The organism is Rhodobacter sp. 4.3.4, from assembly GCF_058724655.1.
The window spans coordinates 1,660,509-1,674,700 of sequence record NZ_CM178967.1 but is presented as its reverse complement, the minus strand read 5'-3'; the positions used below and the strand labels follow the sequence as shown (position 1 = coordinate 1,674,700).

Genomic DNA, 14,192 nt, shown 5'->3' with positions numbered 1-14,192 from the left:
GCGGCCACACCCGCCAACGCACCCACCTTCTGCTTTGCGCTTGGATGCGATTTCGCGCGACAGCTGCCCCGATAGTGCCTGCGCCGAAATGCGCCTGGCCGAGGAATGCGACGCTGCGCATGACCGGGGCGAGGTGACGCGCCTTGGCGGCGACACTAGCGGTGTTGAGTATTCCAACACCGCTTCTTGCATATGATCAGATGTTTGCAGGAGGTTCAGGCGGTTTTGCGGGCAAGGGTAAGTGCACAGTCGTCGAATGCGTACCTGCGCCCACCCCTCGCAATCACCAGCGGCGGATCGGCCGGAAACGACCGGATGTCGAACCACTTGAACCAGGTGCCATCGGTGTTTGCCTTGTTCCCGCACCGCAACGGGTAGCCGTTCATGGCGTGACGGATGAGTGCCGCACGGAAGGCGCGCAGGTCGATCAGCCACCACAGGTCGAAGCTCATCCCGTCGTCCCCCGCGTGACCGTAGAAAAGCCAGTCGCCTTCGCCGTTCACGACCTTCTCAAGCTCGGTCATCGCGCCGGATGCCAGCTGCGAGCGAAGCGTGAATTCGAAGGGATAGCGCGCCGCATAGCCCGGGCGCCGCACGCGGGCCGCAACCCGAATGTCTCGCCCGTCGAGCATCATCAGGTCTGTGGCGTGGCGCATGTCGAGCCAGTCAGGGGCGGCGCGCAGAAGATGCGCCCCGACAATTCGCCGGATCGCGGGAAGGTATTGGTCCGACCATTGCCGGTTGATCGAATACTCCATGTTCATCGGTGCGGCTCGTCGCTACGGGCATCTCGCGGTGAAAGAAGGCCCGCGGAATGCGGGCCCTCAGTTGCATCAATCTCAGGCTTGCGCCGCCTCCCCTTTCTTGTTGTCGAGCCAATGCGCGGCGCAGAGTTCCGCCCGCTCGGCCATCATCTCCATCACGAAAATCAGATGATCCCGCTCGCCGGCAGTCAGGGGCGTATCGGCGCCATGCCCAGCGAGTTCACCGGCAAGGCCGCGAAGGGCTTGCGCCCCGTTCAGCACGTCATAGGCCGCGCGCTCAGGGTTGATGGGTTTCACGGTCATTGGGCACCTTCTTTCGCAGCTTTGGGATTGGGCTGATAACGCCCTTCGATCTCATCGAGGTCGTTGCTCAGGGCGTTGAGCCGCTCGACAAGGCCGAGAATGATCGGCCGCAGCGCCCCGCGCGCCGCCTGCGCTTGCGGGCCATCGCCATAGCTTTCCCATTCAAGGACTTCGAGGCCAGCGGCGAGGCACGAAAGCTGGCAGCATTCGCCCTGCAGGTCACGGATGGTTTTCGCGGTCATTGAGCGCCCCCTTTCAGGAAGGCGTCCGCTTCGGCCCAAAGGGTCTGGTGCCGGTCAAGTGCACCGGCACAGTCACCGCGTTCGGAAAGCGCGTAAACCTTGGCGACCCAATCGCGAATGCAGGTCGATGGGATTTCGCACATGCGCTTCGCGATGCCCTCCTGCACTTCGAGAATCCGGGGCATGTCCTCTTCGCGAGGGCGGGTCTCGGCCACGAACTTGTGGACCGACTTCCAGTCTTCGAAGAGCATCATCACGGGGCTTTGCGGCGATGCCGCTTTCATCTCGTCCACAGCGCACCGCCTTTCAGCATCACCTCGGTCGGAGCGGCCGGAGCAATGTAAAGCGCCTGAATCTCCTCGATGCAGACGGGCTTACCTGCGCGATGCCGATCGAGCATATCGGGCACCTCAGTCTTGAGTCGGTCGAGGGTCAGAACGCCACGCCCGCGGCCGAGGATGGCCGCCCGCAAGATCATCCGCTCGACTTCATCCAGGCTCGCCATCAGTTCGTTGTATTCCTTGTCGGCTTCTTCGAGGGTCATTGCGCGCGCCTTTTCAGGATCACTTCCGCCTCGGCCCAGAGCGCTTGAAAGCCATCGCGCAGGATGCCGCAGTCGTCGCCCCGCTCGGTGAAGGCGTAGACTTTGGCGATCCAGTCGAGGGCGCTCGTCGAAGTCGTGTTGACCATCCGCGTTGTGATGGCCTCTTGCTCCATTGCGAGCGGCTCGAGGTCATCATCATCGACAGCGGGCGAGCTCTTCATGAAATTGGTGAGAAGCTTCCATTCCTCGAAAAGCGCCATCACCGGGCTGTGGTCTGCCGACTGCCGGAGCATGCTGCCTTCACCGAAGATCAGCCAATCGAGGCGCAGGCCCGTTTCCCGGCAATAGGTGAGGAAGTCGCGGTTGATCACCGCCTCTTCGCCATCGGCCGCGGTCGGGGGCGGCGGATTGGTGCCGGTGATCTGGGCGAAGAGGGCGAGGCGGTGGGCTTCCTGGGCGCCAAAGCCGGGGCAACCAGTGAAGGCGTCAGGGGTTTGGTCGTTCATCATTTCCTCCGGGTTATGCCGCCATCGCAAAGGCGGCGTTGAGTTCTGCGCGCAGGGCGTCGAGGCGCAGCCAATCGGCCCCGCACAGGCAATCCTTGCATTCGAGGGTGACAATCTCTGTGCGGATCTCTTCGACCGGGCGGGCCGTCGCTGCCGCCGCAATGCACCGGGCGCGATAGGTGGCGCGGCCCTTCATGATCGTCCAAGCGCGCGACAGGGCAGCGGGGAAGAGGCCGCGAAGGCGCGAGGCAGGAAGGCGCAACCTCCACAGGTCTTGCCGGGCGAGTTCCCACGCGAGGGCGAAGAGTTCGGAGCGGTTGATGGTCATGGCGGTTGCCCCCGATCAAATGTGCTGCTAGCATATTAAATGGGCTTTTGGCATGTGCCGTCAACCCATAAAATGTGCCGATAGCACTATTTTGGAGAGCGAATGACGCCTGAACAGTTCAAAATGGCAAAAGCCGCGCTGGGCTTGAGCAACCCGGAGCTTGCAGAGTCCACCGGCCTGCACCGAAACACGTTGAACAAATTGGACAAGGGCGAGGGCAAAGCTTCAACCATTCAGCTTGTCCGGCTGACACTGGAAGCCCGCGGCGTTCAGTTCCTCGAAGGTGGCCAGGTTGCGACCGGGCCGGGGGTGGCGCTCAAGCTTTAGGCCCTCACCAGCATGTCACAACCTACACATCAGGCGCGGTTACGCTTCAGCCATGACTCGCGGTGTGCCTGTGTGGCGCCTCTTCACGGCATTCAAGACAGCGGTGAAAACCGAAGGCGCGAAACCTTGCCGGGATCAATCCGCGAGCCGCTGAAGGCGTTCAGCCATCCGCATGGCGTGGTCGTACTCTCGGTCATCGATAAAACCGATGGCGCTTCGCCGCCGGTAGTTTCCCGACATCGCACTGGCCAACGAGGCCACTTCGTCTAACAGCCATTGATGGCCATCCGCGCGATGTTTGAAGAAACTCGCAGAAAGATGCTTCGTTCCGCCAGCATCCGCCTTCTGCCTCGCATAATCCCGAAGTCCGGCAAGCTCACGAGTGCAACATGGGTCCTTAGCCCTGAATGCGCTGTCGATCAGAAGCGTAGCCACGGCACTGCGCAGAGTGTCGATTTGCGCCTCCTGCTCTTCGACTTTCTTTTCCAGAAAGGCCAGTCTCTCGTGGTGAGTAAATTCTTCGGAATCGTTCATCTCGTCGGATCCTCAGAAGTTGGGCACGGAGGATGATAGCAACAGACCGCATTGCAGGCCAATCCCCCGCGCCCTCACGCTTTCACTCCAGCGTCACCTAGCCTGATATGCCTCGCGCCCGATTGCCCGCGCCAGCGCCGCAGCGACCTGTTTCCGCGTCTCTTCCCGCCCACTCTGCGCCATCGCAGAGGCCAGCGCCGCACGCGGATCGTCCGACATGAGTGCCCTTGCGATCAGCGCGCGCGTCGCCTCGTTCTGGCCGGTCAGCTTCGGCGCGACATGGCCGACGAGCCCGATTGTCGCATTCGCCGGGTTCCCCATCAGTGCGTCGCGGATCATCCGTCCGATGGTCGCGGCACCCTCAAGCCCTTTCACGTCGGCGTCGTTCCCGATGGTCTGGGAGCCGCCGAGAGCGCGGTTTTGCGTCTCCCACATCGTGTTTTCACGGCCAAGGCGGTTCCTGAACAGGCCCGGGTCAAGCGCCATCGCGTCGGCTTCCTGCTGCGCTTTCGTGCTGCTGAACACCTTAGCCCGGTTCGCCGTGCTGGCGCTGTTCCGCTCGATCCGGCCCAGCATGTCGTCGCCATACCCAGCCCGGGCCGCGGCCTGCTCTTCCGGCGTCATGGACCGGAACGCGGCAATCGTGTCGGAATAGCGCCCGCCCTTGGCGAACTGCGCGCCCGTGTCCACGGCATCGATCACGCGCGACGCCTGCCGGAAGCCATCATTCGCGGCGCGATAGCCGCCCGAGGCGCCCTCAAGCGCGCCGTCGATCTGCGCCAGCACCTTGCCAAGCTCGCGCGCCTCATTGTTCCGCCCGGCGCGCACCGCGACGCCAATCGCGTCTTGCAGATCCTGCTTCACGCCCAGCACGCGGTCAAAATCGGACAGTTCAACCGACGACGCGCCGGGGAATGCCTCCCCGCCCGGCTGCGCGGCGAGGCGCGAGCGAAACCGCGACAGGGTGGCGTCGATCCCATCGCCCGTCACGCCGCTGCCCTGCATGGGGCCGATCCGGTCATCAATCGCCGCCAGCACGCCGCGAATGTCCACCGGCCCAGCCCCCTTGCGCGCTGCATCATAGGCCACATCCGCGGCGACACCGCGCGCTGACACCAAGCTGTCCTGCGTCTGCTTGGCGCTCTTGCCGCCCATGCCGAAAGCCTCATCGACAAACCCGGCCATGCGGTCGGGCTGGTCCATCTGGCGCTGGCGCAGGAATTGCGCGACTTCCTCGGCCCCATCGCCGCCCGCCCGCACGATGCCATTCGTCCGGCGCTGCCCGGCGATTCCCATCGCGTCCATGAGACGAAACTCGGGCTGACCCTCTCGCGCCGCGGTCTCGACCGCGTTCGCCACATCGTCGAGCGTGTGACCGGATCGGCGCAGGGTTTCCATCAGCGCGGAATTCGCCCGGCCCGCACTGCCACGGTTGAGCGCGGCATCTACGCCACCCATGATCATGTCGCGGACACCTCCGGCCGCCCCGGCGGCGCCATGGACTACCGCAGGAGCGGCGGCGCCCACGACTCCCCCAGCCAAGGCACCCTGCAACATCCCCTTGATGCGGCTGCGCGTGTCCTCGCCGTTCCCAGCGCCATAGAGCCCACCCTCGGCCGCGCCCATTGCGGCACCTCGGGCGGCGGTTCCAAGACCCGTCGCGCCTTTCGCGCCGACACCAAGAGCGCCCCAGCCTGCCAGAGACGAAGCGACTGCTCCCGGGATAAGTCCGGACCAGTGCGCCGCGGCGTTTTCCTCTTCGCCCTTCGCCAGTCGCGCCCGCTCGCGCTGCAATTCTGCTTCATAAGATCCGCCGCCCGGCAAAGCAGAGATGCCGCGCGCGACGACCTCATCGCCAAACCCGAACAAAATGCCCTGAAGCGCCCCGCGCGCCGCAGCACCAATGCCGCCACCTGTGGAGACCTCCGAATAAACTGACGCATCGGCGGGCGTGGCACCTTCCATGATACGCTTGATCGTCTCTTGGTCGTTGGTGGACATGCCGGGGCTTGAAAAGCCAAGTGTGCCATCCTCGCGCCTGCGCACGACGCCGCCGTCTTTGGTCGTAGCGATGATCTGGGCTTCTGGTGTGGGCTGCGGCGAATGAGGCTGCGTGGCGCTGGGCGCAGTGCCATAATGGCCGGCCATCGCCCGCTCCATTGTGGCCATGTCGGTGCCTGCCGGAAACTCGACAATCGCCCCGTCTGGCCCCTCGACGTAGAACGGTGCTGCGGTCGCGGTCGGCGTCGCGCCGGTGAATTGTTGAAGGTCTGCCATCTGTCAGGCTCCTTTCTGCTCGATGATGGATTTGGCCCGTTTGAGTTCGGCCAGGTGGTTTTCGGCGCGGGCGCTGAATTGCTCGTTGGTCTCGCCGTCGAGGGCTATCAGGTCTTCCTTGGGGAAAGCCGATGAACACCGCGAAGCCGGGGCGGGAAACCAGCTCCCCCGAGGCATCTTGGCTCACCCCGCAATGAAGGATGATTTCCGGCAAGCTTGTTTGGCTCACACCGGCGCGGCGTTCCAATGTTTCGATCCGGCTTTTCAGGGTCATTGCTTCGCCTCCAATTCTCTCAGGCGTTTCTCGATGTCGGTGAGTTCGAGGGTACGGCGGAAGGTTTCGATCAGCGCCATGATGAGCGCGCCCTCGGTCGGGGTCAGGTCATCGCCGTTGCCTCCAATCGGTGTTGCGATTGGCGACAGATTGCGCCTGGCCTATTCAGGTTTCACGCTGATGCGGGGGCAAAAACCTCAGGAGGTTTTTGCCATCGCTTTATATAAGCCCATGTTCGGCTTGCCATACTTGCGAAAAGCATTGCGAACGGTCGTGACGCTTACGCCGTTTTCTGAGGCAACTTGCTCGAATGCAGCCATCTCCTTTAGCTGCGCTCCTCCGTGCCCTTTGAGCAAAAGGCGTGAAACGCTATTCGCAAGCGCTTGATGCTGGTCGCGGGTGTGCATTCGTTTCGCAGAGCCTCGGCTTCCGCTGCGCCGCGCTTCGATGCCAAGGCATTGACCGAGAGAAAGACCTTCGCCTTGTGGTTTCTCCTGCTCCGAGAGGTATTGCTCCCATCCAAGGGCCAAGACGCGAAGAAAGGCAACTGGCACCGGCAAACAATCACTGCGCCACGCCTCAACCGGAAGGGCTTTTCTGACAGTCTCAGGCGCCATACCCCCAAGATGGGCAGAGAGCATCGCGCGCATCAGGTCAAGCGCGATATAGGCCTCGTTTGTCTCGCCAGTTTTCAGCCGGTCCAACAGCGCACGGCTTCGATTGCTCAGGGCCTCTAGGAACCAAGCTTCTGATTGCTCGTTCACCCCAACCTCACCACTTCACCGCCCTTGCGCTCACCGCCCAGCGCCTCGGCCCAATCGCTCATCATGCGGCGGCGTTTCTCCACCATATCGCCCCGACGATAGGCCGCTTCCACCGCGTTGCTGATGCGGTGTGCCAGCGCAACCTCGGCCATTTCGCCGGGGTATGTCGTCGCCTCGGCCACCCAATCGCGGAAGGTCGAGCGCAGCCCGTGCGGCACGGCGGGGCGCTTGTTGCGGGGATCCACGAAGCCTGGGCGCTGGGCGGCAACTTCCGCTTCGTGCATCCGGCGCATGGTCGCGGAAAGGGTCATGTCGGACAACTGCCCGCCCTTCGGGGCCGGGAACACAAGCGGGTTGCCCTCAAGGCGCGGCAGGGCTTTCAACAGCGCCACGGCGGCGGGCGAGAGCGGCACCCGGTGCTCGCGCTTCATCTTCATGCGCTCGGCAGGCACCACCCAAAGCGCCCGCTCTAGGTCGATTTCCGCCCATGTCGCGCCCCGCACCTCGCCCGACCGGGCGGCAGTCAGAGCGGCAAATTCCAGCGCCCGTGCCCCGAAGCCCGCGCGGTTGCGCAACTCGGCCATCCACCGGGGCATGTCGTCCAGGGACAAGGCCGGGTGGTTGTCCTTCTCGGCCACCTTGTCGGGGGCGGGCAGAAGTTCCTTGATGTTGCCCGCCCAGCGCGCGGGATTGTCGCCCGTGCGATGCCCGGCCACCGTCGCCCAACTCAACACCGCCTCAATCCGCCCGCGCAGGCGTGAGGCGGTTTCGGTCTTGCTCTGCCAGATGGGTTGCAGGACGCGCAGCACGTCTTGCGTGGTGATCTGCTCAACCGTCATGAGGCCAAGAACCGGCACGGCGTAGGTGTCGAGCGTGTTGCGCCATTGGTCGCGGTGTTTGGCGTTCTTGAAACCGTCCAGCTTCGAGGCAAGGCAGCGGTCAACCGCGTACTTGAACAGCAAGCCCCTGCCCTGCGCGGCGATCAGCGCCGACCGGGCAGCCTTGCGTTCTTCCACCGGGTCTAGGCCCTTGCGGATCTGGTCCTTGGCTTCCCGCGCCCGTTCCCGCGCTTGCGCAAGGGTCACATCGGGAAAGCCACCCAGCCCGATTTCGCGCCGCTTGGCCCCGACTGTGACGCGCAGAAGCCAAGTGCGGCCCCCGGTGCGGGTGATCTGGAGCAGAAGGCCAGAGACGCCGCCCACCGCGAAAACCGCGTTCTGGCCGTTGCCGGTGTGGCGCAGGTTCTTCACTTCGAGCGGGGTAAGTTCCTTGGCGATGCGCGGCATTGAAACACCCATACTGCTACCCTCCTAAAAGGTTACGCTTGTTTGCAACGCATTGCAACGCTTGGCGAGTTGAAAACCATTATGCCCTTGATCTTATGCGGGTGAGATGCGCAGCCGTGCGACAGGTCGCAGCCGGTCTTTGGCGGGCTCCCTCTCCGCCATTTCAACGCTACACGTGTTCGAAATGCTCAGACGATGGCGGTTTGCGCCTCATCTTTCTCACTCAGGATCCGGCTGATACAAGCCATCGCCTCTTTGAGCCAAGGCTCGGTGCCGCAAGGGCGCCATGCGGTTGCGCGGGGTGCCGCGGTCCGCAAGACGCCCGCGCCGCTCAGCGGTGGGCCAGATATTCGGCCGAAACATATCCCGAAATCTGCGGCCGGTCGGTCAGGGCGACCCGGCACCAGACCCTGCCCTGCCGCGTCACGCAGTCGCCACGTGTCAGACGGGTTCCATCCGGCAGGCCGATGATGATCTTGTGCGACAGGCCCGGGCCGTCGCGCAGCTTCAGAAGATCATCCGGCCCGGCGCCCCGGACCACCGCGCCATTGCCCGCCATGCAGCCGGCCACCAGCAGGAAAACGAAAAGAGCCACAAGAGAAGGTCGCATGATCTGTCCTGGTTCGTTTCCCCTCGCATACGACATCCCCGGGCGCGAAGAAAGCCGTCGCCTGCGCCGGACCTAGCGCAACAGCCGTTGCAGGCGGGGACGCAGGCGCAGGAAGCGGCGATAGGCCGCCTCGAAAGCCGGGGCAAGCGGCGGCCAGCCCGCCAGGCGCCCGAGCGGACGCAGCAGCGGGATCGCCCGCCACATCGCGGCAAAAGCCGCCGCGCCCGAGAGCAGCCTGCCGTTTTCCAACGCATGAAACCGCGCCAGCAACTCGGCCCGGTCGATCGGACAATCCGCCCCGGCCGCGCCAAGATCGACGAAGGCGATCGCCCCGCGCCGGTCCAGCCGCCGCATCAGCGCGATCTCGCGCCGGCACAGCGGGCAGCCGCTGTCGAACCAGACCGTCAGACGGGGTGTCATGAAGGGCCTCGGGATGCGGAAAAGAGGGGTCGTGTCATCGCGGTCTCCGGCGGGGGCATGAACCGGATATGGGGCGGCGACCGGAAATTGCCACGGGCGAGGGCATCGCGGCGGGGAAACACCGCGGCGGGATCGTTTCCTGATCGGTTCCCGGGGGGCGGCGCAAGACAAGGCCCGGTCCCGCGGGGGGACCGGGCCGGGATGGTGCGGAACCGGGGCTCAGGCGTCTTTCGACGGTTTTTCGCCCGGCGGCGTATAGGTGTGGATCAGCACATAATAGCAATAGGCCGCAGCCCCGATGAACAGGATCGGCCAGACGATGCCGCCCAGGAACACCGCCTCGAACACGGCCCAGCCGACAAGGAAGATCACGGGCAAAAGCCGCATCGGCAGCGGGCGCAGCATGGGATGATCGATAATGGCCAAGGATGGTCCCTCCCTCGGGTCGGTATGAGGCTTGCGCAAGGCGCCCCTTGCACCTTGCGCGCAAAATCTTTGCCAAGGCGGGGGCAAAGTCAATGGCACGCGATGCCGCCCCCGCGCGCCAAAAGGCCCCGCAGGCGGCGGGGCCTTTCGGATCTGCGACCGGCCTTCGGGGGGCTCAGGCGCGCAGATCGAAGCGGTCAGCCTGCATCACCTTGACCCAGGCGGCGGTGAAATCGGCCACGAACCGGGCCGCGGCGTCATCTTGCGCGTAAAGCTCGGCATAGGCGCGCAGGATCGCGTTCGAGCCGAAGACCAGATCGACCCGGCTGGCGCTATATTTCACCGCCCCGGTCGCGCGGTCGCGCAGCTCGTAGCCGCCCCCGACCCGGTGCCAGCTCAGCCCCATGTCGGTCAGCGTGGTGAAGAAATCGGTGCTCAGAACGCCCGGCCGGTCGGTGAAGACGCCCTGCGGATTGCCCCCGTGATTGGCGCCAAGCACCCGCAGACCGCCCAGAAGCACCGTCATTTCCGGCGCCGTCAGCCCCATCAGCTGCGCCCGGTCCAGCAGCAGCTCCTCGGGCGAGACCGCGTAATCCGCCTTCAGCCAGTTGCGGAACCCGTCATGCACCGGCTCCAGCACGTCAAAGCTTGGCACGTCGGTCATCTCCGCGGTCGCATCGCCCCGGCCCGGGGTGAAGGGCACCTCCAGCGCGAAACCCGCCGCCGCCGCGGCCTGTTCGACGCCCAGATTGCCCGCCAGCACGATCACATCTGCGACCGAGGCCCCCGCCGCCGCCGCGATCGGTTCAAGCACCGACAGCACCCGCGCCAGACGCTCGGGCTCGTTGCCCGCCCAGTCCTTTTGCGGCGCAAGGCGGATGCGGGCGCCATTCGCGCCGCCGCGATAATCCGACTGCCGGAAGGTGCGCGCCGAATCCCAGGCCGTCGCCACCAGATCAGAGACCGAAAGCCCCGCCGCGGCAATCGCGCGCTTGACCGCAGCCACGTCCCAGCCGGTCGGGCCCTGCGGCACCGGGTCCTGCCAGATCAGATCCTCGGCCGGAACATCGGGGCCGATGTAGCGCGCCTTCGGCCCCATGTCGCGGTGCAGAAGCTTGAACCAGGCGCGCGCAAAAGCGTCGTCGAAGGCCTTGGGATCGCGCATGAATTTCTGACAAATCGCGTTATAGACCGGATCGACCTTCATCGCCATGTCGGCATCGGTCATCATCGGATCGTGGCGGGTGGTCAGGTCGGTCGCATCGAGCGGCTTGTCACCTTCCGCAATCGTCACCGGCTTCCACTGCCAGGCACCCGCGGGGGATTTCGTCAGCTCCCAGTCATGGCCGAAAAGCATCTCGAAATAGCCCATGTCCCAGCGCGTCGGATGCGTCGTCCAGGCGCCCTCGATCCCCGAGGTGACAGCCTGCGCCGCCTGCCCGCCCTGATGCGGGTTCGACCAGCCCAGCCCCTGATCGGTCACATCGGCCGATTCCGGGTCCGGCCCCAGCGCCTTGGCATCGCCATTGCCATGCGCCTTGCCGACCGTATGGCCGCCCGCGGTCAGGGCCACGGTTTCCTCGTCATTCATCCCCATCCGCGCGAAAGTCTCGCGGACATGAAGCGCTGTGCGCGCCGGGTCGGGCTCGCCGTTCACCCCCTCGGGGTTCACATAGATCAGCCCCATCTGCACCGCGGCCAAGGGGTTTTCCATCGTCTCGGGCTTGCTCAGATCGCCGTAACGCCCCTCGGACGGCGCCAGCCAGTCCTGTTCCGCGCCCCAATAGACATCCTTTTCCGGTGCCCAGATATCCTCGCGGCCAAAGCCGAAGCCGAAGCTCTTCAGCCCCATCGACTCGTAAGCCACCGTGCCCGCGAACAGGATCAGATCGGCCCAGCTGACGGCATTGCCGTATTTCTTCTTGATCGGCCACAGCAGACGCCGCGCCTTGTCGAGGCTGACGTTGTCGGGCCAGGAATTCAGCGGCGCAAAGCGCTGGTTGCCGGTATTGCCGCCGCCGCGCCCGTCCGCCGCGCGATAGCTGCCCGCCGCGTGCCAAGCCATGCGGATCATCAGCCCGCCGTAATGGCCCCAGTCGGCCGGCCACCAGGGCTGGCTGTCGGTCATGAGCCGCGTCAGATCGGCACGCAGCGCCGCCACGTCCAGCCCCTTGACCGCGGCGCGATAATCGAACCCGTGCAACGGGTTCCCCTTGGCATCATGCTGATGCAGGATATCGAGGTTGAGCGCATTCGGCCACCAGCCGGTGTTCGACCCCCCCGCCGCCGTCACCGCGCCATGCATCACCGGGCATTTGCCGGTCGCCCTGTCCTTGCTGTCCATCGCGTCCTCCGCTGGGTTTGTTGCTGTTGCGATGAAACTAGAAGGCGATTTTGATAAATTCCAATTGCATTATCTGAAGTATGCGATAACTTTTCACTATGCTAAACCTATCAATGAAACAGCTTCGCTATTTCGATGCGGTGGCGCGCAGCGGCCATTTCGGTCGTGCCGCCGAGGCCTGCGCGATTTCGCAACCCGCGCTTTCGGTGCAGATCCGCGAGATGGAAGAGACGATGGGGGCGGCGCTGTTCGAGCGCGGCCCGCGGCAGGTGCATCTGACGGCGCTGGGCGCGGCGATGGTGCCGCGGGTGCGGGCGATCCTGCGCGCGGTGGACGAGCTCTCCGATCTGTCGCGCGCGGCGCAGGGGCGGCTCTCGGGGCCACTGCGGCTGGGCGTCATTCCGACGATCGCGCCCTATCTTCTGCCCGCGCTGGTCGGCGCGCTGGCGCAAAGCCATCCGGGGCTTGAACTGGCCCCGCGCGAGGCGGTGACGGGCAAGCTGATCGCGGCGCTGACCGAGGCGCAGCTGGATGCGGCGATCCTGGCCCTGCCGGTCTCGGAGCCCTCGCTGGCCGAGGTGCCGCTTTTCACCGAGGATTTCGTGCTGGTGCGGCCCGCGGCGGAGGCGGGCAGGCCCGTGCCCTCGGCCGAGGCGCTGCCGCAGATGCGGCTTTTGCTGCTGGAGGAGGGGCATTGCTTCCGCGATCAGGCGCTGGAATTCTGCAAGGTGGGCGGCGTGACCCCGCGCACGGTGATGGAGGGCTCGTCGCTGGCCACGCTGACGCAGATGGTCGGCGCCGGGATCGGGGTGACGCTGCTGCCCGAGATCGCGCTGCCGGTCGAGACCCGCTCGGCCCCGGTGTCGGTGGCGCGTCTGGCCGCGCCTGCGCCGTCGCGGCGGGTGGGGCTGGTGTGGCGCCGCTCCTCGCCGCTGTCAGAGCAGCTGACCGGGGTTGCGGCGGTGATCGCGGAGGTTGGCACCGCGCTGCGGGATCGGGCCAAGGGGATGTGAGGCGGCGATCCGGGCTTCAGGTGGAGTTTCGGGCGGAACAGGAAACGCGACCCGCGTTTCCCCGCCCGTGCGCGACCGCGGACACAAGATAGCATCCCCAGGCGCAACAGAGGCCAGCGCCCGTCCCGGCGGGCGAGAAGCGCCCGCCGGGGGCGGGGCGGGCGCTGGCCGAGGGCCTTTGGTCCCTCGGCGGTCACAGGACAGCCGTTGCGCCGGACCTCGGCGATGGCCTCGGTCAGATCCCCGTCAGAACAGCTTCTTGTCCAGCCCGGTGCGGATCAGGCCGAGCGTGATCAGCGTCGCCCCGGTGACGGCGATGAGATAGACCTCGACCCGCGGCAGGGTGAAGTGGTTCAGCCAGATCACGATGCCGACATGGAGGAAATAGATCCCGGCCGAGAGCGTGCCCACGGGCCACCGCGTAAGCCAGTCGGGAAAGCCCCGCGCCTTCACCCCAAGCGCGACCAGAAGCGGGCCGGTGACGGCGGCGGTCAGAAGCGTCTCGGGGGCGAGCGGATGCGCGCCGCCCAAGGCCTTCATCAGTTCGGATTCGCCCACGACCGCGCAAAGCCCGATCAACGACCCCCAAAACGCCACCCGCAAGGGAATGCGCTCGACCAGCCCGCTGCGGCGGCTCATGTAGCCGATCAGATAGAACGGGAAGCCCATCAGCACGCCGTTCTTCGCATCGGGCCAGAAGCCGCGCGGCAGGATGTAAAAGCCGATCGCCCATTGCAGCGCAAAGCCCGCCAGCAGCACCGCAATCGCAATCGTCCAGATCACCCGGTCGGACAGCCGCCAGACCAGCTGCGACAGCCCCACCGCGATCGCGAGGCCGACCAGAAACCACAGATGCCAATAGCCGAAGACCCAGAATTTCGCATATTCGATCAGCCCGTGGTCCCAGACCGTCTGCCACCAGGCGGGCAGGTAAATCGCCAGCCAGAGGAAATGCAGCTTCAGATAGCGCCCCACCAGCCGCACCGACCGCCCCGGCACCTCGGGGCGAAAGGTATAGCCCGCGACGACGAAAAACGCCGGAACCGCAATCCGCGCCAGACCATTGCCAAGCGCCCACATCGCCTCGTCGCTGACACCGCGAAACGGGTTGGCGTGGATCGTCACCACCAGAAGCGCCAGAAAGAGTTTCAGCAGATCCAGCCCGAACAGGCGTTGCGTCTTGGCGGCGGTGGCGGTCATGCGGCTCTCGAAGCTGTGATCCCCCTGCCC

General features: G+C 65.4%; 18 protein-coding genes. 2 read left to right on the top strand and 16 right to left on the bottom strand.

Features of this window, described 5'->3' with window-relative positions; genetic code table 11:
- Positions 1–215 precede the first annotated feature (215 nt).
- The 7 genes from AC4PTB_RS08125 to AC4PTB_RS08095 form a co-directional block, all read right to left on the bottom strand.
- The gene (locus AC4PTB_RS08125; RefSeq protein ID WP_492192506.1) at positions 216–758 is read right to left on the bottom strand and encodes a hypothetical protein; all 543 of its coding nucleotides are present in this window, start codon (positions 756–758) and stop codon (positions 216–218) included.
- Between the two features lie 81 nt (positions 759–839).
- Positions 840–1,067: a hypothetical protein gene (locus AC4PTB_RS08120; protein WP_492192505.1), complete on the bottom strand. Its 228-nt coding sequence runs from the start codon at positions 1,065–1,067 to the stop codon at positions 840–842.
- Entirely contained in the window at positions 1,064–1,309 is a 246-nt protein-coding gene (locus AC4PTB_RS08115) for a hypothetical protein (RefSeq protein WP_492192504.1), read from the bottom strand. Before AC4PTB_RS08115 ends, AC4PTB_RS08120 begins: the two co-directional genes overlap by 4 nt.
- Positions 1,306–1,563: a hypothetical protein gene (locus AC4PTB_RS08110; protein ID WP_492192503.1), complete on the bottom strand. Its 258-nt coding sequence runs from the start codon at positions 1,561–1,563 to the stop codon at positions 1,306–1,308. Before AC4PTB_RS08110 ends, AC4PTB_RS08115 begins: the two co-directional genes overlap by 4 nt.
- Before the next feature lie 26 nt (positions 1,564–1,589).
- Entirely contained in the window at positions 1,590–1,853 is a 264-nt protein-coding gene (locus AC4PTB_RS08105) for a hypothetical protein (RefSeq protein WP_492192502.1), read from the bottom strand.
- The gene (locus AC4PTB_RS08100; RefSeq protein ID WP_492192501.1) at positions 1,850–2,359 is read right to left on the bottom strand and encodes a hypothetical protein; all 510 of its coding nucleotides are present in this window, start codon (positions 2,357–2,359) and stop codon (positions 1,850–1,852) included. Before AC4PTB_RS08100 ends, AC4PTB_RS08105 begins: the two co-directional genes overlap by 4 nt.
- Before the next feature lie 13 nt (positions 2,360–2,372).
- Positions 2,373–2,687 carry a hypothetical protein gene (locus AC4PTB_RS08095; protein WP_492192500.1) on the bottom strand — a complete coding sequence of 105 codons (315 nt, stop codon included), beginning with the start codon at positions 2,685–2,687 and terminating at the stop codon, positions 2,373–2,375.
- 102 nt (positions 2,688–2,789) lie between these two features.
- On the opposite strand from AC4PTB_RS08095, the gene AC4PTB_RS08090 reads away from it, so the two are divergent.
- Complete coding sequence (locus AC4PTB_RS08090) at positions 2,790–3,014, top strand: transcriptional regulator (protein ID WP_492192499.1); 225 nt, start codon at positions 2,790–2,792, stop codon at positions 3,012–3,014.
- 135 nt (positions 3,015–3,149) lie between these two features.
- On the opposite strand, the gene AC4PTB_RS08085 is transcribed toward AC4PTB_RS08090, so the two are convergent.
- The 8 genes from AC4PTB_RS08085 to katG form a co-directional block, all read right to left on the bottom strand.
- Positions 3,150–3,548 carry a hypothetical protein gene (locus AC4PTB_RS08085; RefSeq protein WP_492192498.1) on the bottom strand — a complete coding sequence of 133 codons (399 nt, stop codon included), beginning with the start codon at positions 3,546–3,548 and terminating at the stop codon, positions 3,150–3,152.
- A gap of 93 nt (positions 3,549–3,641) precedes the next feature.
- Positions 3,642–5,708, bottom strand: coding sequence for a hypothetical protein (locus tag AC4PTB_RS08080; RefSeq protein WP_492192497.1), 2,067 nt, complete (start codon positions 5,706–5,708; stop codon positions 3,642–3,644).
- A gap of 588 nt (positions 5,709–6,296) precedes the next feature.
- Positions 6,297–6,863 (bottom strand): hypothetical protein, encoded by a 567-nt coding sequence (locus AC4PTB_RS08075; RefSeq protein WP_492192496.1) that lies wholly within the window; start codon positions 6,861–6,863, stop codon positions 6,297–6,299.
- A complete protein-coding gene (locus AC4PTB_RS08070) occupies positions 6,860–8,161 on the bottom strand; it encodes a tyrosine-type recombinase/integrase (protein WP_492192495.1) in 1,302 nt (433 codons plus the stop codon). The genes AC4PTB_RS08075 and AC4PTB_RS08070 overlap by 4 nt, the downstream gene beginning before the upstream one ends.
- Before the next feature lie 319 nt (positions 8,162–8,480).
- Complete coding sequence (locus AC4PTB_RS08065) at positions 8,481–8,759, bottom strand: SH3 domain-containing protein (protein WP_492192494.1); 279 nt, start codon at positions 8,757–8,759, stop codon at positions 8,481–8,483.
- Between the two features lie 72 nt (positions 8,760–8,831).
- Positions 8,832–9,179 (bottom strand): thiol-disulfide oxidoreductase DCC family protein, encoded by a 348-nt coding sequence (locus AC4PTB_RS08060; RefSeq protein WP_492192493.1) that lies wholly within the window; start codon positions 9,177–9,179, stop codon positions 8,832–8,834.
- A 219-nt stretch (positions 9,180–9,398) separates the two neighbouring features.
- On the bottom strand, positions 9,399–9,584 hold the full coding sequence (locus AC4PTB_RS08055; RefSeq protein WP_492192492.1) for a hypothetical protein: 186 nt from the start codon (positions 9,582–9,584) through the stop codon (positions 9,399–9,401).
- Between the two features lie 196 nt (positions 9,585–9,780).
- On the bottom strand, positions 9,781–11,949 hold the full coding sequence (gene katG, locus AC4PTB_RS08050; RefSeq protein ID WP_492192491.1) for a catalase/peroxidase HPI: 2,169 nt from the start codon (positions 11,947–11,949) through the stop codon (positions 9,781–9,783).
- Between the two features lie 98 nt (positions 11,950–12,047).
- Here katG and AC4PTB_RS08045 point away from each other — a divergent pair, with 98 nt between their 5' ends.
- Entirely contained in the window at positions 12,048–12,962 is a 915-nt protein-coding gene (locus AC4PTB_RS08045) for a hydrogen peroxide-inducible genes activator (protein ID WP_492192490.1), read from the top strand.
- 246 nt (positions 12,963–13,208) lie between these two features.
- On the opposite strand, the gene AC4PTB_RS08040 is transcribed toward AC4PTB_RS08045, so the two are convergent.
- On the bottom strand, positions 13,209–14,162 hold the full coding sequence (locus AC4PTB_RS08040; protein WP_492192489.1) for an acyltransferase family protein: 954 nt from the start codon (positions 14,160–14,162) through the stop codon (positions 13,209–13,211).
- Positions 14,163–14,192 lie beyond the last annotated feature (30 nt).